General features: G+C 71.7%; 19 protein-coding genes and 1 rRNA gene. 16 read left to right on the forward strand and 4 right to left on the reverse strand.

Annotated features, from left to right (window positions below):
- Window positions 1-129: 129 nt before the first annotated feature.
- The 8 genes from rrf (at window position 130) to AAHZ94_RS05345 (ending at window position 6,206) form a co-directional block, all read left to right on the forward strand.
- A 5S ribosomal RNA gene (rrf, locus tag AAHZ94_RS05310) occupies window positions 130-246 on the forward strand.
- A gap of 73 nt (window positions 247-319) precedes the next feature.
- Entirely contained in the window at window positions 320-964 is a 645-nt protein-coding gene (locus tag AAHZ94_RS05315; RefSeq protein WP_349990940.1) for an HAD family hydrolase, read from the forward strand.
- A gap of 91 nt (window positions 965-1,055) precedes the next feature.
- Window positions 1,056-2,228 carry an acetoin utilization protein AcuC gene (locus AAHZ94_RS05320; RefSeq protein ID WP_349990942.1) on the forward strand — a complete coding sequence of 391 codons (1,173 nt, stop codon included), beginning with the start codon at window positions 1,056-1,058 and terminating at the stop codon, window positions 2,226-2,228.
- A 183-nt stretch (window positions 2,229-2,411) separates the two neighbouring features.
- Window positions 2,412-3,227 carry a phosphatase gene (locus AAHZ94_RS05325; RefSeq protein ID WP_349990944.1) on the forward strand — a complete coding sequence of 272 codons (816 nt, stop codon included), beginning with the start codon at window positions 2,412-2,414 and terminating at the stop codon, window positions 3,225-3,227.
- A 128-nt stretch (window positions 3,228-3,355) separates the two neighbouring features.
- Complete coding sequence (locus tag AAHZ94_RS05330; protein ID WP_014053989.1) at window positions 3,356-3,565, forward strand: helix-turn-helix domain-containing protein; 210 nt, start codon at window positions 3,356-3,358, stop codon at window positions 3,563-3,565.
- 214 nt (window positions 3,566-3,779) lie between these two features.
- On the forward strand, window positions 3,780-3,878 hold the full coding sequence (locus AAHZ94_RS05335) for a 30S ribosomal protein bS22 (RefSeq protein WP_003948845.1): 99 nt from the start codon (window positions 3,780-3,782) through the stop codon (window positions 3,876-3,878).
- A gap of 223 nt (window positions 3,879-4,101) precedes the next feature.
- The gene (locus tag AAHZ94_RS05340; RefSeq protein WP_349990948.1) at window positions 4,102-5,145 is read left to right on the forward strand and encodes an NAD-dependent epimerase/dehydratase family protein; all 1,044 of its coding nucleotides are present in this window, start codon (window positions 4,102-4,104) and stop codon (window positions 5,143-5,145) included.
- A 14-nt stretch (window positions 5,146-5,159) separates the two neighbouring features.
- Window positions 5,160-6,206 (forward strand): lysophospholipid acyltransferase family protein, encoded by a 1,047-nt coding sequence (locus tag AAHZ94_RS05345; protein WP_349990950.1) that lies wholly within the window; start codon window positions 5,160-5,162, stop codon window positions 6,204-6,206.
- 78 nt (window positions 6,207-6,284) lie between these two features.
- Here the strand turns inward: AAHZ94_RS05345 and AAHZ94_RS05350 are convergent, their stop codons facing one another.
- From AAHZ94_RS05350 to AAHZ94_RS05365, 4 genes are all read right to left on the reverse strand, one after another.
- Window positions 6,285-7,547 (reverse strand): DUF5667 domain-containing protein, encoded by a 1,263-nt coding sequence (locus AAHZ94_RS05350; protein ID WP_349990952.1) that lies wholly within the window; start codon window positions 7,545-7,547, stop codon window positions 6,285-6,287.
- 344 nt (window positions 7,548-7,891) lie between these two features.
- Window positions 7,892-8,680 carry an ECF subfamily RNA polymerase sigma factor, BldN family gene (locus AAHZ94_RS05355; protein ID WP_349990953.1) on the reverse strand — a complete coding sequence of 263 codons (789 nt, stop codon included), beginning with the start codon at window positions 8,678-8,680 and terminating at the stop codon, window positions 7,892-7,894.
- An 895-nt stretch (window positions 8,681-9,575) separates the two neighbouring features.
- A complete protein-coding gene (locus AAHZ94_RS05360) occupies window positions 9,576-10,526 on the reverse strand; it encodes an HAD family hydrolase (RefSeq protein WP_349990955.1) in 951 nt (316 codons plus the stop codon).
- Window positions 10,527-10,762: 236 nt separating this feature from the next.
- The gene (locus AAHZ94_RS05365) at window positions 10,763-11,041 is read right to left on the reverse strand and encodes a glutaredoxin family protein (protein ID WP_349990957.1); all 279 of its coding nucleotides are present in this window, start codon (window positions 11,039-11,041) and stop codon (window positions 10,763-10,765) included.
- 371 nt (window positions 11,042-11,412) lie between these two features.
- Here AAHZ94_RS05365 and AAHZ94_RS05370 point away from each other — a divergent pair, with 371 nt between their 5' ends.
- The 8 genes from AAHZ94_RS05370 to AAHZ94_RS05405 all read left to right on the forward strand — a co-directional run bounded on the left by AAHZ94_RS05370 (window position 11,413) and on the right by AAHZ94_RS05405 (window position 21,465).
- Window positions 11,413-12,255, forward strand: a complete 843-nt coding sequence (locus tag AAHZ94_RS05370; RefSeq protein ID WP_349990959.1) for a redox-sensing transcriptional repressor Rex — start codon at window positions 11,413-11,415, stop codon at window positions 12,253-12,255.
- Window positions 12,252-13,925: a glutamyl-tRNA reductase gene (gene hemA, locus AAHZ94_RS05375; protein WP_349990961.1), complete on the forward strand. Its 1,674-nt coding sequence runs from the start codon at window positions 12,252-12,254 to the stop codon at window positions 13,923-13,925. Before AAHZ94_RS05370 ends, hemA begins: the two co-directional genes overlap by 4 nt.
- Complete coding sequence (gene hemC / locus AAHZ94_RS05380) at window positions 13,922-15,007, forward strand: hydroxymethylbilane synthase (protein ID WP_349990963.1); 1,086 nt, start codon at window positions 13,922-13,924, stop codon at window positions 15,005-15,007. The genes hemA and hemC overlap by 4 nt, the downstream gene beginning before the upstream one ends.
- The gene (locus AAHZ94_RS05385; RefSeq protein WP_349990964.1) at window positions 15,004-16,668 is read left to right on the forward strand and encodes a bifunctional uroporphyrinogen-III C-methyltransferase/uroporphyrinogen-III synthase; all 1,665 of its coding nucleotides are present in this window, start codon (window positions 15,004-15,006) and stop codon (window positions 16,666-16,668) included. Before hemC ends, AAHZ94_RS05385 begins: the two co-directional genes overlap by 4 nt.
- Entirely contained in the window at window positions 16,665-17,666 is a 1,002-nt protein-coding gene (hemB, locus tag AAHZ94_RS05390) for a porphobilinogen synthase (protein ID WP_349990966.1), read from the forward strand. The genes AAHZ94_RS05385 and hemB overlap by 4 nt, the downstream gene beginning before the upstream one ends.
- A 444-nt stretch (window positions 17,667-18,110) precedes the next feature.
- Window positions 18,111-19,541 carry an ABC transporter substrate-binding protein gene (locus AAHZ94_RS05395; RefSeq protein ID WP_349990967.1) on the forward strand — a complete coding sequence of 477 codons (1,431 nt, stop codon included), beginning with the start codon at window positions 18,111-18,113 and terminating at the stop codon, window positions 19,539-19,541.
- Complete coding sequence (locus AAHZ94_RS05400) at window positions 19,526-20,557, forward strand: ABC transporter permease (protein ID WP_349990969.1); 1,032 nt, start codon at window positions 19,526-19,528, stop codon at window positions 20,555-20,557. The genes AAHZ94_RS05395 and AAHZ94_RS05400 overlap by 16 nt, the downstream gene beginning before the upstream one ends.
- Before the next feature lie 83 nt (window positions 20,558-20,640).
- Window positions 20,641-21,465, forward strand: a complete 825-nt coding sequence (locus tag AAHZ94_RS05405) for an ABC transporter permease (RefSeq protein WP_349990971.1) — start codon at window positions 20,641-20,643, stop codon at window positions 21,463-21,465.
- Window positions 21,466-21,655 lie beyond the last annotated feature (190 nt).

A 21,655-nucleotide genomic window follows, 5' to 3' on the forward strand; every position in this document is an offset into this window, starting at 1 on the left:
GGAAGCCTCGTGAGGGGTGGAGTTGACTGGTACTAATAGGCCGAGGGCTTGTCCTCAGTTGCTCGCGTTCACTGTGTTGGTTCTGAAGCAACGAACTGTGTGTTTGCCGGTTTGTTTGTTTTATAGTGTTTCGGTGGTCATTGCGTTAGGGAAACGCCCGGTTACATTCCGAACCCGGAAGCTAAGCCTTTCAGCGCCGATGGTACTGCAGGGGGGACCCTGTGGGAGAGTAGGACGCCGCCGAACTCCTTTTAGAAAAAGAGCCTTGTGAGGACCATCAGTCCTCGCAGGGCTCTTTTTGCTTTTATAGAGTGGTCCTATGCGCTATGACCTCATCATCTTCGACAACGACGGTGTACTCGTCGACAGCGAGCCGATCTCGAACCGACTGCTCGCCGGGTACCTGACCGAGTTGGGCCATCCGACCACGTACGAAGAGGCGATTCGCGACTACATGGGCTCCGCCATGCACCGGATACACGACCTGGTGCTTGAGCGGTACGGCCGGCGGCTGCCCGTCGAATTCGATGCCACGTTCCACCAGCGGGTATTCGCCGCCTTCGAAGCCGAGCTGGAAGCCGTGGCCGGCGCGGCCGATGTGCTGGAGAAGATGTGCGCGGACAGCGTCCCGTACTGTCTCGCCTCCTCCGGAAGCCACGAGCGCATTCGGGTCGCGCTGAAGAAGACCGGGCTCTACGGTCTCTTCGGAGAAGAGCGCATCTTCAGCTCCCAGGACGTGGGTCGCGGAAAGCCAGCCCCCGACCTCTTTCTGCACGCCAGCGAGGTCATGGGCGTGGCGCCCGAACGATGTGCCGTCATAGAGGACAGCCCGCTCGGCGTACAGGCGGCGCGGGCCGCGGGAATGGACGTCTTCGGGTACACCGCCATGACACCGGCCACCAAACTCTCCGACGCCACCGCGCTCTTCTCCGAGATGCGTGAACTCCCGTCACTCTTGGCGTAACTCGGGGATCGAGGCGGCCGACTGAGGAGTTCGCGATGCTGTTCGGCGCCCGTTCCCTGCCGTCGTGGTGTCGCCCGATACGGTGACGGGCATGAACGTCCGCACACATCTCATGTGGGATGACGCCGTCACGGGCTACGACTTCGGTCCCGGGCACCCGATGGACCCGGTGCGACTGGGGCTGACGATGCGGCTGGTGGAGGCGTTCGGCCTCGATCGCGAGGTGAAGGTGGTCGCCGGGCCACCCGCCGGCGACTCCACGCTGCGTCTCGTACACCGCCAGGACTACGTGGACGCCGTACGACGGGCCTCCGCGGACCCGGCCGCGGCCGACGAGGCGTACGGCCTCGGCACGCCGGACGATCCGGCGTTCTCGGGGATGCACGAGGCGTCGGCGCTGATCGCAGGCCAGTCGGTGGCCGCCGCGGAGGCCGTGTGGAGCGGCCGGGCGACGCGGGCCGTGAACTTCGCCGGCGGGCTGCACCACGCGATGGCCGGCAGCGCGGCCGGCTTCTGCGTGTACAACGATGCCGCGCTCGCCATCGCGCGCCTGCTCGAACTGGGCGCGCAGCGGGTCGCGTACGTCGATGTGGACGTGCACCACGGTGACGGCGTCCAGGCGGCCTTCTGGAACGACCCGCGGGTGCTGACGATTTCGCTGCACGAGCACCCCCGGACCCTGTTCCCGCAGACCGGTTGGCCCGCCGAGACCGGTGGCGACGACGCGGAGGGCAGCGCGGTCAACGTGGCGCTGCCCGCGGGCACCGGTGACGAAGGGTGGCTGCGCGCCTTTCACGCCGTCGTGCCCGAACTGCTCGCGGCCTTCCGGCCGGACGTGCTCGTCACACAGCACGGCGCCGACACGCACATCGAGGACCCGCTGGCGCACCTCGCGGTGACGGTGGACGCCCAGCGGGCGGTCGCGGCCGGTTGCCGGCAATTGGCTGACGAGCATGCGGGTGGTCGCTGGATCGCGTTGGGCGGCGGTGGATACGCGGTGGTGGACGTCGTGCCGCGGACCTGGACGCATCTGGTGGGTGTCGCGGCCGGCCGGCCCATCGACCCGGAGGCGCCGACCCCCGACGCATGGCGGCACGAGGTGTACGCGCGGACGCGGCAGCAGGCGCCGCTGCGGATGACCGATGGTCGGGAGCCGCGTTGGCGGGACTGGGAGGAGTGGGGGTACGACCCGGCCGATGCGCTGGACCAGGCCGTGGTGGCGACGCGGCGGGCGACCTTCCCGGCGCACGGGCTGCTGCCCTGAACCGGCGGTGCCACACGCACGGGAGCACCACATCCTGAACGTCCGCGAAAGATGGCCAGAATCGGCCGCTGGATGGCCAACTGGCCTCTGGAATGACCGCTGGTGACGAACCGTTAGCCCAACGGTGGCACGCATCGGGGTTCCGCGGGCGGCGGGCCGCGGTCGTCGGCCACCATCGTCGGTGTGTTGAGCGCTTCCGAGCTGCGGGCCCATCTGATGACCACAGGGCTCGCCGGCCCCGTGGCCACGCGGCGGGAAGGGAGCCTGCGGCGGTACCGGATGTTCGCGGCGCGCGACCCGCAGACGTTGATCGGGCTTGAGCCCGAACTCGACTGGAACTTCGCGGAGTTGCTTGAGCTCATGAGCGACCGGTGCGGTGTTTCGAACGATCCTGGGTATGTTTTGGGCCAGGATGTGATCGATCCGGATCGTACGGTGACGGCGCTGGACGCCTTCGCAGATCGGCTGGGCGGCGCCGCGCGGTCTCGTACCCCGGTGTTGCTCGGGACCGGGCATCCAGGCCGGCTGCTGGGCTTCTACGCCGCTTTGGCGTCCGCTTTGTCAGCGGCAGGTTGTCCCGTTCTCACCCCAGGATGGGGGTGCCGGATCGACATCAGGACCCGGTTCGGGCTACGTACGTACAACCTTGCCTACATTCGAGGAGTCGCGCTGGTGCGGGAACCCGGCGCGCGGAGTGCAGAGAATGAGACCGGCGTGCACACGCACTCGCCGCTTCCCCTCCGGATCGCGCTCGGGGCGGCAGCCGACGCCGGGGGGAGCCTTCCCGGCCTCGTCATCGGTGATCACGGATGGCTCTGCGGGGCAGGTCAGCTCGGTATTGCGGCCGTTGGGCTGGCTGACAGCGACGATCCCGCGCCGTTCGTCGGCGAGGCCGAGGGAAGGGTATCGGTCGTCGTTCCGCTTGATGACGCTGTGCGGCCTGATTACTACCGGCCGCTTACTCGCTATGTACTCAATCGAGCGTGTCTGTCACAGTAGGCGGCCGATCGCTACTCCTCTTCCCCACTCGTATCACCCGCCCCTAGTCTGGTGAGTGAGCGCGCAGCGACGAGGAGTCACCGGAGGGGAAGCCGGTGCCCGTCATGTGCGGAAGGTTCAGGTGTGTCATGGCTGCTGGCGAGAGGCCTCTGAATGAGGTCCAGTTTCTGACCGTGGCGGAAGTTGCCTCGGTCATGCGAGTGTCGAAGATGACCGTGTACCGGTTGGTGCACAGCGGTCATCTGCCCGCTATCCGGGTAGGCAGGTCCTTCCGGGTTCCCGAGCAGGCGGTGCACGAGTACCTCCGCGAGTCGTATGTGGGGGTGGAGTCCGCCTAGGTCGCCCGCGGTGGGCCGGACCGGTGTGGTCGGAGCGGTGGCCGTCTTCGGGCGGCTGCCGTGACGTACGCGGCGGGTGTGGTCCACGGGGCTGATGGGTCGCGTCGACCCTCGGATTACGCTGTTCGCTCGGTGCCGGGTAGGCTGGCCCGATGTAGGTCGTGTGGGCTCGGACGCCCCGCACCGAGTGAAATCGAAGTGAGCGAGGGTAGTCGTGGGCTCTGTTATCAAGAAGCGGCGTAAGCGGATGGCGAAGAAGAAGCACCGCAAGCTGCTCAAGCGCACGCGCGTCCAGCGTCGCAACAAGAAGTAAGCGCGACGCTGTGCGACGTTCCGCAGCCCTCCCACCACACGGTGGGAGGGCTGCGGTGCGTTCGGGGCAGGTCAGGCGGGGTCCCGCCGGGTCCGGCCGCGCCGGGCCGGTGCGTTGTCAGACCCAGTGGATACGGTGAGTCATAGCTTCGGGGCACGCCGGCTCCGTGGCGCCGGACGGGTGTCCGCAGGCTTCTGCGAGGGTGGGAAGGTAGGCGCTGATCATGGGCAGGGTCGTGCTCGTCACCGGGGTGGCCCGGCAGCTCGGTGGCCGCTTCGTCCGCCGTGTCCTGCGCGAGCCCGATGTGGACCGGGTGATCGGTGTCGACGCCGCGCTGCCCGAGCACGACCTCGGTGGCGCCGAGTTCGTCCAGACCGACATCAGGCAACCCACGATCGGCAAGGTGCTGGCGCAGTACGGCGTGGACACCGTGGTGCACATGGACGTCAACGGCACACCGCTCGGCTCCCGCGGCAGCCGGACCACGGTCAAGGAGACCAACGTCATCGGCACCATGCAGCTCCTCGGCGCCTGCCAGAAGGCACCGACCGTGGCCCGCTTCGTGGTGAAGTCCAGCACGAGCGTGTACGGGTCGGCCTCCCGTGATCCGGCCGTCTTCGGCGAGACCACCCCCGTCAAATCGCTGCCCAGCGGCGGGTTCGCCAAGGACGTCGTCGAGGTCGAGGGCTATGTGCGCGGGTTCGCCAGGCGCCGGCCGGACGTCGCGGTGTGTGTGCTGAGGTTCGCCCACGTGCTGGGCCCGTGCACGGACTCGCCCCTCGCCGAGTACTTCGCGCTGCCCGTGCTGCCCACCATCGTCGGCTTCGACCCGCGGCTCCAGTTCGTCCACGAGGACGACGCCATCGAGGTGCTGCGACTGACGGCCGGCCAGCCGCGCCGCTCCACCCCGCACAGCGGCACCTTCAACATCGCGGGTGACGGCGTGCTGCTGCTCTCCCAGGCGGCTCGGCGGCTCGGCCGGCCCACCCTGCCGCTCTTCTCGCCCTCGGTGACCTGGATCGGCTCGGTGCTGCGCGCGGTGGGCATAACCGACTTCTCGCCCGAGCAGATCCGGCTGCTCACCCATGGGCGGGTCGTGGACACGACACAGATGCGCGAGACCCTGGGCTTCTGGCCCACGTACAGCACCGCCGGCGCCTTCATGGACTACGCACGCAGCCGCGGCGCCGGACTGCTGCCGCCCGAGGCCCTGGCCCGTACCGTCGACCGGATCGCCGCGGCGCTGCCGGGCGCCGGCCAGAACTGAGGAGCGCAGCCACGATGGCGGACGCGAAGGTCATCCCGTTCGGCGAGGAGCCGAGGGCCCGGCGGAAGGCCGGCGCCCGCCGCCCGGTGCGGGTACCGCAGGCACAGGCCGCGCTCCAGCCCGTCCCGCCGCAGCGCGACGAGGACGGGGAGGCCGCGGGACGGGCCCGGCAGCCGGACGGCGCCGAGGGGACCGAAGGGGCAGCGCCCGCGGAGCAGGCGCGGGGCTGGGAGCAGCGGCTGGCCGGCGGCCTGAGCTTTCTGCGGCGCAGGCTCACCGGCGAGTACGAGGTCGATGACTTCGGCTTCGACGAGGAGCTGACGGACCAGGTCCTGATGTCGCTGCTGCGGCCGATGTACGAGTCGTACTTCCGGGTCGAGGTGCGCGGCATGGAGAACGTGCCGAGCACCGGCGGGGCGCTGATCGTCGCCAACCACTCGGGGACGGTGCCGCTGGACGGGCTGATGCTCCAGGTCGCCGTGCACGATCACCATCCAGCCGACCGCCATCTGCGCCTCCTCGCGGCGGACCTGGTCTTCAAGCTGCCGGTGATCAGCGAGTTGGCTCGCAAGGCCGGTCACACGTTGGCGTGTGCGGAGGACGCGCAGCGGCTGTTGGACCGCGGTGAGCTGGTCGGCGTGATGCCCGAGGGGTTCAAGGGGATAGGGAAGCCGTTCTCCGAGCGCTACAAGTTGCAGCGGTTCGGCCGGGGCGGCTTCGTCTCGACGGCTCTGCGCAGCCGGGTGCCGATCGTGCCGTGCTCGATCGTCGGGGCCGAGGAGATCTATCCGATGGTCGGGAACTCCAAGACGTTGGCGCGGCTGCTCGGCTTCCCGTACTTCCCGATCACACCGACGTTTCCGCTGCTCGGACCGTTGGGCACGGTGCCGCTGCCGACGAAGTGGACGATCCAGTTCGGTGAGCCGATCGCGACGGACGGCTATGCGCCGGAGGCGGCCGACGATCCGATGCTGATGTTCAACCTGACGGACCAGGTCCGCGAGACGATCCAGCACACTCTGTACAAGCTGCTCGTACGAAGGCGCTCCGTCTTCTTCTGAGCCGGCCGTGGACGGGGCCGGTCAGGGGGAAGACGGAGCGCCTGGGCAGGGGCCGGTGGTGCGGCCCTGCGGGTCCGGTCAGTCGTCGCTGGGCTGCGGGGAGCCGGACGGGTCGGGGACGTCGGTCCCGAGTCCCGGTAGTAGGTCACCGAGCAGCGGTGGGACCGTCACCTCGGGCTTGCCGGTCTCGGGGGTGCGCTCCTGGGACGGTTGTGGCGTTTCAGTGGCCGGCTGTTGCTCCAGGAGGCCGGGCCCGTCGAGGAGGCGGGGCCGCTCTCGCGCCGGGGGCGTCGTGGGAGCGGGGGTGCTCGCGCGCCGCTGCGGCTCGGTGTGGTCCGGATGGCTCGGCTTGGCGTGCCGCGGAGCGGGCCGGTCGGGGGTGGCGGGCGGCGGGGTGGCGGGCGCCGTCCGTACGCGCTCGACTTCCGGCTGGGTGTTCTGGGGCGGCGGGGTGAGCAACGTACGCAGCGGGTCGACGTCGACGTCCATGGCCTCCAGGACCAGGCTGACCTGGTCGCCCATGTCCCGAAGGGGGAGCGGGAGGCGCTGGCGGAGGTCGCTCCAGCCCTTGCGGTGGTCGCTGGTGAAGGCGTTCAACCTGCGCATCGGGTCCAGCGAGCCGTCGCGTTGGTGGGCGTCGTGCAGCAGCCGGTGGCCTTCGGAGGCCGCGTGCTGCATGCCGGAGAGCGCCTTGCGCACTTCGCTGAGCGACTCGTGGTCCATCTCGCCCGCGCGGGCGCGCTCCATGAGTCGGCGGGCCTCGTTCATCCGGGTGGATGCCTGGTCCAGGTAGATCCGCCCGCGGTCGGCGTCGTCGTTGGCCATGCCCCGCTTGAGATCCTCTATGCCGCGCTTGAGGCCGTAGAGGGAGTCGCCGGGGAGGGCGTCGGAGCTGGCCGTGGCCACGCCGCCGAACGCGCCCGCCGCGACACCGACGGTCAGCCCCCCTGCCGCTAGGCCCTTTGACCATCGCGACCGGGGGCGGAGTCTGCTGAGGGGGCCCGCGCGGTGGCTACCCCTGCCGCCCTCTCCGGTCTTCCTGGCGGCACTGCCGCTGCTGGCGGACCGTGCCGAGCGCTGCTCGGGCACGCGCGCACCGTCGCTGGCGAACGCCGTCTCCACCGCGGCGAGCAACTGGGCCCGCTGAACGGTTTTGGCGGTGGGGTCCAGCTCCGGCGCCGGCAGTTCGCCGAGCGCCTTGGTCAGGGCCAACATGCCTTCTCGCTCGGCGTTCTCCGCCGTGTGCTCGGCCGGGCCGGTTGCCGTGCCCTGGAGTTCCTGCTCCTCCAGGGCCTGGGCGAAGGCGTGAGCCCGCCGGTGCGCCGATACGTTCGCGATCACGGGCGGCACCTCCTCTCGTCAAGATGGTCGACTCCTCAGGGCGCCTTGGAGGTTGCACGCCTTGAGCGCCGCCACTCGATCGAGTGAGCAATTGCGGGCATGGCGTGACCGCAGGGAGCCTGCATCCCGCACAACGAGCGGCGCGGCAGCCGGGTTACGCGGCCACGATGATCTGACCGCTGTCCGGAAGCGAAGCGGGGGCGTTTCACCGGCACGTGAACGCGGCGGAAGGGACCGGTGAGAGGGAGGTGGAGCCTGGGAGTGACCCGTCGAGCAGGGTGGGGACGGCCCCGTGCGGCGGGCGGTGAGGGGGTGTTGCTGCGCCGTTCGGCGTGGTGGGAGGGCTAACGGGCGTCGTCGGGGAGGAGCCGGGCGAGGGTGCGCACGGCACGGTACTGGAGGGTTTTGATGGCGCCTTCGTTCTTGCCCATCACCCGGGCGGTCTCGGCCACCGAGAGTCCTTGTAGAAAGCGCAGCGTGACGCATTCCTGCTGTTGGGGGTTAAGCCTGCGAACCGCCTGGAGGAGGGCAGCGTTGGAGAGCGATTCGAGAACGGAGTCCTCGGGGCTGCGTTCGACCTCGTTGGCGTCGAGCATTTCGCCGGTGGTGACTTCCAGGCGGAAGCGGCTCGATTTGAAGTGATCGGCGACGAGGTTGCGGGCGATGGTGACCAGCCAGGCTCCGAAGTCGCGGCCCTGCCAGGTGAACGTACCGATGCGGCGCAGGGCGCGCAGGAAGGTCTCGCTGGTCAGGTCCTCGGCGGTGGCCCGGCCACCGACGCGGTAGTAGATGTAGCGGTAGACGGTGTCGGAGTACTGGTCGTAGAGGCAGCCGAAGGCTTCGGACTCGCCGGACTGGGCGCGTTCGACGAGTTCCATCATGCGGTGGCTGTCGCTGTCGGCGCTCGGGCGGCGGGGGGTCGCCGGGGTGGCGCTGGTGCGGGTTCGTCTTCCGACGGTCGCGCTTCCGTTGGCGACGGTGTAGCAGGGTGCTGAGGCAGCGGGGACGGGTGTGGCGAATGCGGGGACAGCGGGTACGGCGTACGCGGTGGGGACGTAGCCGCGAAGGCGGTCGATGACCGTTTCGCGCAGCGTAGCCAGGCCCGAGGCGTCAACCCCGACGTGTGGGTACACGGGACTCCCAGAGGCAGAGCTTCCATCACGTGCAGTGCGGGACCGTTCACCCGTCGTAGGGACGTGTGGGTACCGGTTGCGTCTGAGGAGAATAACGCTTCGTATAGGTGACGCTACACCCAGTTGCTTAAATCGCCGTTTCCGTCCACTCTGTGCTGCCTTGACGGTCAATCAAGAGTCGAACATTGATCAGAAGTTGATCGAAAAGCTTCGCGATCTGTTTGGTTGCGGGGCGTGTTGTGGTAATCCGGGCACAACGCGACTGGCGGGAAAGGCGCGCGGGTAGGCAGTTTAGATTGCTCGAACTCGGTTGCCCGTGACGGTTGGTGCGGTTCTCCGGCGGTTGCGCTGTCAGGGGCGGGGCCGCTGTGTGCGGCGGGGCGTACGGGGTGCGAGTGGGGTTCGCGTGGGCGGGCGCGTCGTCGAGGAGTGGGGATGGCGCGGGCCCGGCGATTGCGCTGGGTGACGGGGGGTGCGGCGAGGCGGCGCGTTGACTTCGATCCGCGCCGGAGCCCGCGTCCGCACCACTGGGCCGCGACGGCTTGCCACGGCCCAGCCCGCGGCTCTGCGGCTGCTCGCTCGGTGGTGGTTCTGCCGTACCGGTGCCGTACCGCCTTGTCGCACCGCCGTACTGCTGCCGTCTAGCTGCCGTATTGCCTCGCGGTGTCGCGGCTCTGCCGGCCGTGCCGCTGCTGCATCCCCTCGCCGTACCGCTGTTCTGTCGGCGTACCGCCACTACTGCCGCCTGCCGCCTGCCGTCGCCGTGCCGCTGCTGCTGTGGTGCTCGCCGCGCCGCCGGTTGGCGTGAGGGGCGGGGGGGGGCTGGCGGTGGCGTACGGGGCGCAGCCGGGGGAGGTTCGGCGGCGGTGTGGCCACTCCCTCCCCGGGGGGTGGGTCAGCGGCGGCGGCGGTGGAGGGCGACGGCCGCGGCGGTGCCGCCGGCCACGGCGCCGAGACCGGCGGCGGCCGGGATGCCGATCTTGGCGGCCTTGCGGCCGGTCCGGTAGTCGCGCAGCCGCCAGCCGTGTTCGCGGGCGTGCTTGCTCAGCCGGGCGTCGGGGTTGACCGCGTACGGATGGCCCACCAGCGACAGCATGGGGATGTCGTTGGCGGAGTCGCTGTAGGCGGCGCAGCGCGTCAGGTCCAGGCCCTCGGCCGCGGCCAGGGCGCGGACCGCTTCGGCCTTGGCCGGGCCGTGCAGGGGCTCGCCCACCAGCCGGCCGGTGTAGACGCCGCCGATGGATTCGGCGACCGTGCCGAGGGCGCCGGTCAGGCCGAGGCGGCGGGCGATGATCGTCGCGGCCTCGATCGGGGCGGCTGTCACGAGCCAGACCTTCTGGCCGGCGTCCAGGTGCGCCTGGGTGAGGGCGCGGGTGCCGGGCCAGATCCTTTCGGCCATGTACTCGTCGTAGATCTCCTCGCCGATGGACATCAGCTCCGAGACGCGGTGTCCCTTGACGATGGACAGGGCGCTATTGCGGGCGTCTTCCATGTGCGCGGGGTCTTCGACGCCGGCGAGGCGGAACCAGGTCTGTTGCCAGGCAAACCGCGCGAGTTCCCGCTTGCGGAAGAAGTGGCGCTTATAGAGGCCGCGTCCGAAGTGAAAGAGCGCGGCGCCCTGCATCACCGTGTTGTCGAGGTCGAAGAAGGCGGCGGCGCGGTGATCCCCGGGGACCGGGAATTCCGGCTCCGTGGCCTCTTGGGGTGGTTCCGCTGACTCATCCGGGAAGTCCGCATCGAGTTCCGATGCGGTTTTTCGCGCTGCTTCGGCCGCGGCCTCACCGGCGAGCACGCTGCGTGCGGTAGCCGAACGCCTGCGGGGAGTGAGCCATCCTAGAGCCGCCATAGCGCGAGCATAGCCAGTTTGTTCGGTCCATCCGGGGTCGGGACGATTCGTGGAGCGTGAACATTCCGCTACGGGAATTGGTGCGGGGGCCACCGGGGCTTTGTCGGTCGACGGTGGAGTCCGGTGCGGGCCGGTGTGCTCCCGTGCGGTGCGGGCGCGAGCCGGCGGTGTGGCAGGCGATGCGGTGCGGCAGCGCGGTGGGGTGCTGCCGCGGTAGGGCGGTGTGGTGGCCGCGGTCAGCCGCCGAGCGCCTTGCGGAGTCGGTCGGGATGGACGCGCCAGAAATCGTGTTGGGCGCCGTCGACGAGGATGACCGGGATCTGTTCCCAGTACTTCCGGTAGAGCTCTTCGTCTTCGGTGATGTCTTTCTTTTCCCACGCGGCGCCGAGTTCGGCGCAGACCTTTTCGATCACCTGCTGTGCGTCATCGCACAGATGGCAGCCGGGTTTGCCGATGAGCGTCACGGTGCGGTCGGCGGGGTTCTTGCGGCCTGATCGGCGTAGCAGGGGGCTCATGTTCGCCATTGTGCCGCCGATGGTCGGGGTCTCCGTGCGGTGTTCGGTGGGTTCGGCGGGGACGGCGGCGTCGCGTGGTCGATTACCATCGTGGGCGATTTGTTGACATCCGGGGGTATAGCGGTGAGGAGTGTGGGCGCGTGCTCCCGTTGTCGTCCCCGCGTGTGCGGCGGGAAAGCGGTGAACGGTGTGAACGGCGTGGTGCTGGTGGCGGTTCCGTAATCGGCCCGAAAGGGCGCGTGACACCCGTCACTTTGCTCGGACAAAGCGGACACCATCTTTGTGCACGCGTTCACAAAGGCATAGCCTGCACTTCACGGGGCGGTCCTGGGACGGGCCGTCCGCAGCCCCGCTCTACCCGCAGGAGCACCGTGGCAACTGGCCGAACTCACCGACCGGCGACCCGAAGCCGAGGGATTCCCGAGGCCACCGTCGCCCGGCTTCCGCTGTATCTGCGCGCGTTGACCGCGCTGTCCGAGCGCTCGGTCCCCACGGTCTCCTCCGAGGAGTTGGCCGCCGCGGCCGGGGTCAACTCGGCGAAGCTGCGCAAGGACTTCAGCTACCTCGGCTCGTACGGCACCCGTGGCGTCGGCTACGACGTGGAATACCTCGTCTACCAGATCTCCCGCGAGCTCGGCCTCACCCAGGACTGGCCGGTCGTCATCGTCGGCATCGGCAACCTCGGCGCCGCGCTCGCCAACTACGGCGGGTTCGCCTCCCGCGGCTTCCGGGTCGCCGCGCTCATCGACGCCGACCCGGCGATGGCGGGCAAGCCCGTCGCGGGCATCGCCGTGCAGCACACCGACGAGCTCGAAAAGATCATCGATGACAACGGGGTCTCCATCGGCGTCATCGCCACCCCGGCCGGCGCCGCCCAGCAGGTGTGCGACCGCCTGGTGGCTGCCGGCGTGACCTCGATCCTCAACTTCGCGCCGACCGTGCTCACCGTCCCGGACGGGGTGGACGTGCGCAAGGTCGACCTCTCCATCGAGCTCCAGATCCTCGCCTTCCACGAGCAGCGCAAGGCCGGCGAAGAGGCGGCGCAGGACGCGGCCCAGGCCGGCGCCACCGCGCCCGCCGCGGCGCCCGCGCCCGCCGGCCCGGAGCGCTCGCTGACCGACGCCGCCGCGGGCCCCGCGCCCGTCGTCGCCGTCACCGACGTGCGCGAGAACCAGGGACCTGACGGGGACGTGCCCGCCGTGATGCCGGCATGAGTCTGCTGGTCGTGGGGTTGAGCCACCGCAGTGCGCCGGTGAGCGTGCTGGAGCGGGTCGCGCTCCAGCCCGAGCAGCGCGGGCGCCTGGTCCAGGACGCGCTCGGCGTGGAGCCCGCCGCCGAGTCCGCCGTGCTGGCCACCTGTAACCGGGTGGAGCTCTACGCCGACGTGGACAAGTTCCACGCGGGCGTCGCCGAGCTGTCCACGCTGCTCGCCGAGCACACCGGCGTCACGCTGGACGAGCTGACGCCGTACCTGTACGTGCACTACGAGGACCGGGCCGTCCACCACCTGTTCTCGGTGGCCTGCGGGCTGGACTCGATGGTCGTGGGCGAGGGGCAGATCCTCGGCCAGATCAAGGACGCGCTCGCGCTCGGGCAGGAGCTGCACACCGCGGGGCGGCTGCTCAACGACCTGTTCCAGCAGGCCCTGCGGGTCGGCAAGCGGGCGCACAGCGAGACCGGCATCGACAAGGCCGGCCAGTCGCTGGTCACCTTCGGCCTCCAGCAGCTCGCCGGCGAGGCGCCGGTCGAGCGCGGGGCCGCCGGCAAGCGCGCCCTGGTCATCGGCGCGGGCTCGATGTCCTCGCTGGCAGCCACCACGCTGGCGCGCGCCGGCGTGGCCGAGCTCGTGGTGGCCAACCGGACCCTGGAGCGGGCGCGCCGGTTGACGGCCGCGCTGGCCGAACAGGCCGCCGCGCACACCCATGGCCATACCACTGACCAGGCCATTGGTCGTCACACGGACCACGGGGCGGGGCACCCGGGCGACCGGCTCCCCGGTCAGCCGCAGGACCCCGAGCAGCACGGCACCGGCGCCGCCTTCGGCATGGCCCTCGGCGTCGCCGCGCTCGCCGTCGTCCCCGCCGAACCCCTCGACCCGGCACCCGCCGCGCAAGGGCCCGGCTGCGTCGCCGGCGTACCCGCGCCGCACGGCGGCTGCTGCGGACAGCAGCCGACCAGCCCAACGGACGGTCATGAGCACGCCGAAACCGACACCGTCCCGCCAGCGGCAGGCGCCACCGAGCTGATCGCCCGCGCGGTCCCGATGACCGAGGTCGAAGCCGAACTGGCCGAAGCTGACATCGTCGTCTCCTGCACCGGCGCCACCGGCCTCGTCCTCACCGCCGACGCGCTGCGCACCGCCACCGCGCCGCACCCCGGCCGGCCCCTGGCCCTGCTCGACCTGGCTATGCCCCGCGACATCGACGCCGCCGCACACCGCCTGGGCGACGTACACCTCGTCGACATCGAATCGCTCGCCGAAGCGTCCGCCGACGCCCCCATGGCCGCCGACGTCGACCAGGTGCGCGCCATCGTCTCGGCCGAGGTCGCCGCCTTCGGCGCGGCCCAGCGCGCCGCGCACATCACACCCACCGTCGTCGCCCTGCGCACCATGGCCGCATCCGTGGTGACCAGCGAGATCGCCAGGCTCGACGGACGACTGCCAGACCTTGACGACAAGCAGCGGGCGGAAATCACCCAGACCGTCCGCCGCGTGGTCGACAAGCTGCTGCACGCGCCGACGGTGCGGGTCAAGCAGCTCGCGAGCACGCCCGGCGGGGCCGGATACGCCGACGCCCTGCGCGAGCTCTTCGACCTCGACCCCGAGGCGGTCGCCGCCGTCAGCCGGGCCGATGGGAACCACCCGAAGCGAGGACGGGCATGACCGACAGCACATCCCACCCCCCCGACCGCAACGCAGCCCCCCCGGGGCCGGCCGCCGTCGGCAGCGGTGCCGTCGCCCCGCTGCGCCTCGGCACCCGCCGCAGCGCACTGGCCATGGCCCAGTCCGCCCAGGTCGCCGAGTCCGTACGGAAGGTCACCGGCCAACCGGTCGAACTGGTTGAGATCACCACGTACGGGGACACCTCGCGCGAGCACCTCGCCCAGATCGGCGGCACCGGAGTCTTCGTCTCCGCACTGCGCGACGCGCTGCTCAGCGGCGCCATCGACCTGGCCGTGCACTCCCTCAAGGACCTGCCGACCGCCGAACCCGACGGCCTCGTACTGGCCGCCGTCCCGCCGCGCGAGGACCCGCGCGACGCCCTGGTGGCCCGCGACGGCCTCGGCTTCGAAGCGCTGGCGGCCGACGCCGCAGCCGCCGGCCGCACCGCCCGCATCGGCACCGGCTCGCCCCGCCGCGCGGCCCAGCTCAACGCGCACGCCCGCGCGTACGGCCTGGCCATCGAGACCGTCCCGATCCGCGGCAACATCGACACCCGGATCGGCTTCGTCCGCTCCGGCGAACTCGACGCCGTGGTCCTGGCCGCCGCCGGCCTGAGCCGCATCGGCCGGCTCGCCGAAGCGACCGAGATCCTCGACACCGACGCCATCTTGCCCGCCCCCGGCCAGGGGGCCCTGGCGATCGAGTGCGCCGCCTCGCACCCCGTGCACGGCACCGCACTCCTCGCCCGACTCGCCGAGCTCGACGACCCGTACACCCGGGCCGCCGTGACCGCCGAGCGATCTCTGCTCGCCGCCCTGGAGGCCGGCTGTAGCGCACCCGTGGGGGCGCTGGCCGACTTGTTGGGCGACGGGCAGGCTGTTACCGAAATGCGCCTGCGGGGCGTCGTCGGCACCGTCGACGGCACCGCGCTGGTGCAGCTGTCCACCACTGGTCCCGTACCCACCTCTCCCTCTCGCAGCGCCATGCACGGCACCGTGACCCCCGCAACGCTGGGTCGCGAACTCGCCGCTGACATGCTCGCGAAGGGTGCGGCCGGTCTTATGGGGGAGCGAGCACTTTGAACCCCACCGCCCCGAACCACCCCGGCTGCGGGCACGTCACCTTCCTCGGTGCCGGGCCAGGCGATCCGGGCTTGCTGACGCTGCGCGCCGTGGAGGCACTGGCCACGGCCGACGTGCTGATCGCCGACGCGCAGGTGCTCGACGTGGTGCGCCCGCACGTGCGGCCCCACGTCGCGGCCGACGCACAGAGCGCCCTACGGCACCCGGACGCTGACGGCACGTCAGTGCCCGCCGGAGTCCCGGTGCTTAGGGATACCGCCAATCTTGTCATGGGGGCCGCGCGCACCGGCAAGCGGGTCGTCCGTGCCGTCGCCGGCGACCCCGGCCTCGACGGCGACGCCGCCGACGAGATGCTGGCCTGCGCCGCCGAATCCATCGCCTTCGAGGTGGTCCCCGGCGTCGCAGCAGCCGTCGGCGTACCCGCCTACGCCGGCGTGCCGCTGCGCGACGCACAAGGCACCGACGTACGGTTCGTCGACGCCCGCACCGCCGACGAGCGCTGCGGGGGCGAGGTCGGCGCCAGCGACGGCACCGTCGTCGTCACCGCCACCCTGGAGACCGTGGCCGCCGCCGCCGGCGAACTGGTCGCCGGTGGCCGCAAGCCCGACACCCCGCTCGCGGTGACCATCGCCGGCACCACCACCCGCCAGCGCACCTGGACCGCCACCCTCGGCACCATCGCGCAGGTCTTCAAGTCGGCCAAGGTGCTGCCGTCGGCCGCCGGCAGCCCGCCGGTGATAGCCGTGGTCGGCGCGCGCGGCGCGGCCGCACGGCGCGACCGGCTGTCCTGGTTCGAGTCCAAGCCGCTCTTCGGCTGGAACGTCCTGGTCCCGCGGACCAAGGAACAGGCGGCCTCGCTCTCCGACCAACTGCGCTCCTACGGCGCGGTGCCCAGCGAGGTGCCGACCATCGCCGTGGAGCCGCCGCGCACCCCGCAGCAGATGGAGCGCGCCGTCAAGGGCCTGGTCACAGGCCGCTACGAGTGGATCGCCTTCACCTCGGTCAACGCCGTCAAGGCGGTCCGCGAGAAGTTCGAGGAGTACGGGCTCGACGCCCGCGCCTTCGCCGGCATCAAGGTCGCCGCCGTCGGCGAACAGACCGCGAAGTCCCTCGTCGAGTTCGGCGTCAAGCCCGACCTGGTCCCCAGCGGCGAACAGTCGGCCGCCGGCCTCCTGGAGGACTGGCCGCCGTACGACCCGGTCTTCGACCCGATCGACCGCGTCTTCCTGCCGCGCGCCGACATCGCCACCGAGACCCTGGTGGCCGGACTGATCGAACTGGGCTGGGAGGTGGACGACGTCACCGCGTACCGGACGGTACGGGCGTCGCCGCCGCCGGCCGAGACCCGCGAGGCGATCAAGGGCGGCGGCTTCGACGCCGTGCTCTTCACCTCGTCGTCGACCGTACGGAACCTCGTCGGCATCGCGGGCAAACCACACAACGTCACCGTCATCGCCTGCATCGGCCCGGCCACCGCGAAGACCGCGGAGGAACACGGCCTGCGGGTGGACGTGCTGTCGCCCGAGCCCTCGGTGCACAAGCTGGCCGAGGCGCTCGCGGAGTTCGGCGCGGCGCGGCGCGCAGCCGCGATCGAGGCCGGGGACCCGGTCACCCGCCCGAGCGAGCGGCGGCCCGGATCGCGTAGGAGGGCACGTTCATGAACGACTACGGCAGCTTCCCCGGAGCCAGGCCCCGGCGGTTGCGCACCACCCCCGCCATGCGGCGGATGGTCGCCGAGACCAGGCTCCACCCGGCCGAACTGATCCTGCCGGCCTTCATCCGCGAGGGCATCAGCGAACCCGCGCCGATCAGCGCCATGCCGGGCGTCGTCCAGCACACCCGGGACACGCTGCGCAAGGCGGCGGCCGAAGCGGTGGCCGCCGGCGTCGGCGCGATCATGCTGTTCGGCGTGCCGGAAGACCACAAGAAGGACGCCGTGGGCACCCCGGGCACCGACCCGGACGGCATCCTCCAGGTCGCCCTGCGCGACGTACGGGCCGAGGTGGGCGACGACCTGATCGTCATGTCCGACCTGTGCCTGGACGAGCACACCGACCACGGCCACTGCGGCGTCCTGGACGCCGCGGGCCGGATCGACAACGACGCGACGCTTGAGCGGTACGCGGAGATGGCCCGCGCCCAGGCCGACGCCGGCGCGCACACGGTCGGCCCCAGCGGCATGATGGACGGCCAGGTCGGCGTCGTCCGCGAGGCGCTGGACGGCGCGGGGCACCAGGACGTGTCGATCCTGGCGTACACCGCCAAGTACTCGTCCGCCTTCTACGGCCCCTTCCGGGAGGCCGTCGGCTCCTCGCTCAAGGGCGACCGCAAGACGTACCAGCAGGACCCGGCCAACGCCCGCGAGGCACTGCGCGAACTGGCCCTCGACCTCGCCGAGGGCGCGGACATGGTCATGGTCAAGCCGGCCCTGCCGTACCTGGACGTGCTGCGGCAGATCGCGGACGCGTCGGACGTGCCGGTCGCCGCTTACCAGATCTCCGGCGAGTACGCGATGGTCGAGGCCGCCGCGGCCAACGGCTGGATCGACCGCGACCGGGCGATCATGGAAACGCTGACGTCCGTACGGCGGGCCGGCGCCGGCCTGATCCTGACCTACTGGGCGACCGAGGTCGCCGGCTGGCTGCGCGCCGAACGCTGACGGGTGAGGGCCGGTCCCTGGGGTTGGGGCCGGTGCGGGGGGTGGGTTGGGTGTGGTGAGGGTGGCGCCGTGTGGGTGAGCGGCGTGGGGGTGGGGTGCTGGATGTGGTGGCGGCTGGGTGTGGTGGGGGTGGGTGGGTGTTGGGGGTGGCTCGCAGGCCGGTGGTGGGGAGGCGGGGGGGGGCTTCCTGAGGGGTTGCGGGGTGGCCCGGTTCGGGTGGGGTTGGTGTGGCCCCGGGGCGGTTGTTGCGAGCCGGGTGTGGGGTGGTGTGGTGGGTGCTGTTGCGGGCTCCGTCCTTGCGGAGGGGGCCCGTTGGCGTTCGGCGGGCGTGGGGCGTGGTGGTGGGGAACTCACCGTGGTGTAACGGCCGGGGGAACGCGCTGTGTCGGGCCGGATCGGGATTATTGGCCGCTCCTGACGAGTCGTCATCTTCGCTGGGCGCCTTTGTCGTGGTCGGGGCGGTGCGGGGGGGGGGGGGGGGGCCCCCCCTCGGCCGTCACCCGCGACCCGCACGGCGTCCAGGCCAACGAGAGCGACTACCTGATCATCGCCCTCTGCTACGACACGCTGACCACGCCCGGCGAGAAGACCACCACCGCGCCCCGGCTCGCCGCGCGGTGGACGTCGTCGGCCGACCTCACCCGCTGGCGGTTCACGCTCGCCGACGGCGCCGTCTTCCACGACGGTTCGCCGGTCACGGCCGCCGATCTGATCTGGTCGCTGCGCCGGCTGCGCGGCACCCCATCGGGCGCCTCCCGGCTGCCCGGCATCGCGGCGCAGCACATCAGGCCGTACGGGCCGCGCGGCGTGGAACTCGTGTCCGACTACCCCAACGCCGAGTTGCCCCAGCTCCTGCGGCTCTCCACGTTCGTGCTCAAGCACGGCACGCCGGAGCACGCGATCCACCGGAGCCCGGGCACGGGGCCGTTCCAACTCGACTGGTTCCGCGGCGGCAACGCCCGCCTGGTGCGCAACGACGCCTGGTACGGCGGCGAGGTGCTGCTCGACGCGATCGAGGTGCGGCTCTTCGAGAGCCCGCAGGCGATGTCGAGCGCCCTGCTCGCCGGCCAGCTCGACCTGGCGTCCAACGTCGGCGCGGTCGCCGCGCGGACCGCCGAGCGGCGCCGGGACGTACAGGTCGTACGCCGCCGCAATGACATGGCCCTGCCGATCGTGATGCGGGCCGCCGACGGCCCGTTCGCCGATGCGCGGGTGCGCACCGCGCTGCGGCTCGCGGTGGACCGGGAGGCCATGGTCAAGCAGGCGCTCTCCGGCTACGGCACGGTCGGCAACGACGTGCTCGGCACCGGCGACCCGGCCTACGACCGTTCGCTGCCGCAGCGGGCCCGCGACCTGGGCCGGGCCGAGAAGCTGCTCACCGAGGCGCGCTTCGACCGCTCCGCCACGTACGACCTGGTCACCACCGAGGACGTGCCCGCGCTCGCCGAATCCGCCACGCTCTTCGCCCACCAGGTCCGCGAGGCCGGCGTGAAGGTGAAGGTCGTACGGCGCGAGTCCGCCGCCTTCTACGACGAGACCTGGCTCAAGGGCGACCTCTACACCACCTACTGGGGCACCAACGACTCCGTGGTGTTCTTCGCCAGCAAGACCCTCGCCTCCGACGCCGCGCAGAACGAGGCGGGTTGGCGCGATCCGGCCTTCGACGCCGCGTACCGCAGGGCCATGCGCACCGCCGACGTCAAACAGCGCACCACGCTGCTGCGCGAGCTCCAACGCATCCAGTACGAGCGGTCGGGCTATCTGCTGTGGGGCGTCGCCGACGGCATCGACCTGGCCGCGGCGCCGGTGCGCGGGCTGCCCCGGCTGCCCGGGTACGGCCGCGTCCAGCTTGAGGGCGCATGGCTGGCCCGCTGAAGGGCGCGGCCGACGGGTGGCCGGCCTCCCCGGACGGACGCGCGGCGCCGGCCGCCGCCGGGCGGGCGTCCCGGGCCGCGGCGCTGGCGCTGCGGCTGGCGGGCCTGCTGGCCCGGCGCGCCCTGCTGCTCGCGGTGCTCCTCGCCCTGGTCTTCGGGGCCGTGGAGCTGCTGCCGGGGGACACTGCGAGCGCCACCGCCGAACGCGGCGAGTCCGCCGCCGACCTCGCCGCCCGGCGCCGGATGCTCGGCCTGGACGAGCCGGTGTTCGAACGCTTCGTGGACTGGATGGCCGCCCTGCCCACCGGCGATCTGGGCACCTCGGCGCGCGGCGAGCCGGTCGCTTCGCTGCTCGGCACGCCGTTCCCGAACACCCTGCTGCTCGGCGGGCTCGCCCTGCTGGTGACCGTGGCGCTCTCGCTCGCGCTCGGCTGTTGGGCCGCGCTGCGCCCGGGCGGGCCGGTGGACCGGATGGTGTCCGGGGCGGCCACGGCGGTGCTCGCGCTGCCGGAGTTCGTGGTGGCGGTCGCGCTGGTGCTGGTGTTCTCGCAGTGGACGGGCTGGCTGCCGGCCGTGACCCTCACCGACGCGTCGGGCACGCCCGCCTCCTGGGACATGCTGGTGCTGCCGGTGTTCGCGCTGGCCGTGCCGCAGATCGGCTGGAACACCCGGATCGTCCGGGCGGCCCTGGCCGACGAGGCCACCGCCCCGCACGTGGCGAGCGCCGTCGTCGACGGGCTGCCCCGGCACCGCGTCCTCACCCACCACCTGCTGCCCGGCGCGCTGCCGGCCGTCGCCACCGGGTTCGCCACCTCGACGGGCATGCTGCTCGGCGGCGCCGTCGTGGTGGAGACGATCTTCAACTATCCGGGCATCGGCTCGGTGCTCGCCGGCGCCGTCACCGATCGGGACGGCCCCGTCATCGCCGGTGTGGTGGCGCTGACGGGTGCGGTCATCACCGGTGTGCTGCTGCTCGCCGACCTGATCCGGGCCAAGTCCTCCGGAGGCCGCGCATGACCGCCACCCCACGGCGTGACCCACCCCGTAACCCGCCGCGTTCCTTTCGCACCCGCCGCCGGGCCCGGGCCGCGCGTCCGGCCGTGCCCCCGCGCCGCCCCGGCCGCTGGCCGGTCCTGTTGCGGACGCTGCCGGCACTGCTGTTGGTGGCCCTGGCGGCCTGCGGCCCGTGGTGGGCGCCGCACCCGGTCGCGGCGCCGGTGACCGCCCCGTACGCGCAGCCCGGCGACGGCGCCCCGCTCGGCGGCGACCAGCTCGGCCGGGACGTGCTCAGCCGGTTGCTGGCCGGCGGGCGGGAGTTGATCGGCACCTCGCTGCTGGTGGCCGTGCTGGTCACCGGGGTCGCCGCGGTGCTCGGCGCGGTCAGCGCGCTGCGCCCCGCGGTCGGCGCCCTGATCGAGCGGCTGGCCGATGTGTTGATGCTGCTGCCCGCGGTCCTCGGCATCCTGCTGGTCGCGCTCTCCTGGCCGGACGGCGGCCGGCTGGCGGTGATCGTGGCCGCGGTGGTGCTCGGCGTGCCGTACGCGGTACGGCTGGCGGCGGGCGCCGCGGCGCCGATCGCGACCGCCGGCCATGTGGAGGCGGCGGTGGCCGGCGGCGAGGGGCTCGCGCACCTGGTGGTGCGCGAGGTGCTGCCGAACATGCGGGCCACCCTGCTCGCCCTGTTCGGGCTGCGGTTCGTCGCCGCCGTCTACCTCGTCGCCACCGCCAGCTTCCTCCAGGTCGGACCGCAGCCGCCGGCCGCCGACTGGGCGCTGATGATCCGGGAGAACGCGGCCGGCATCCTCCTCAACCCCTGGGCCGTCGTCGCCCCCAGCATCGCCATCGGCCTGTTGGCCATGAGCGTCAATCTGGCGGCCGTCGCGCTCGCCCCACCAGCCGGCCGGAAGGCGGTGACCGCACTGTGAACTCCCCCTGGCGCGGCGTCCGGAACCCACGGCAGGACCGACGGCAGGACCGGCAGCAGGACCAACAAGAGGACGCGCCACGGGCACGACGGCGCCTCCTGGCCGGGGCTGCCACTGCCGCCCCCGACGCCCCCGACCGACCGGCGATCCAGGTCACGAACCTCACCGTCGCAACCACCACGACCGCCCA

This window comes from Streptomyces sp. HSW2009 (assembly GCF_040240285.1).
Lineage (GTDB): Bacteria > Actinomycetota > Actinomycetes > Streptomycetales > Streptomycetaceae > Streptomyces.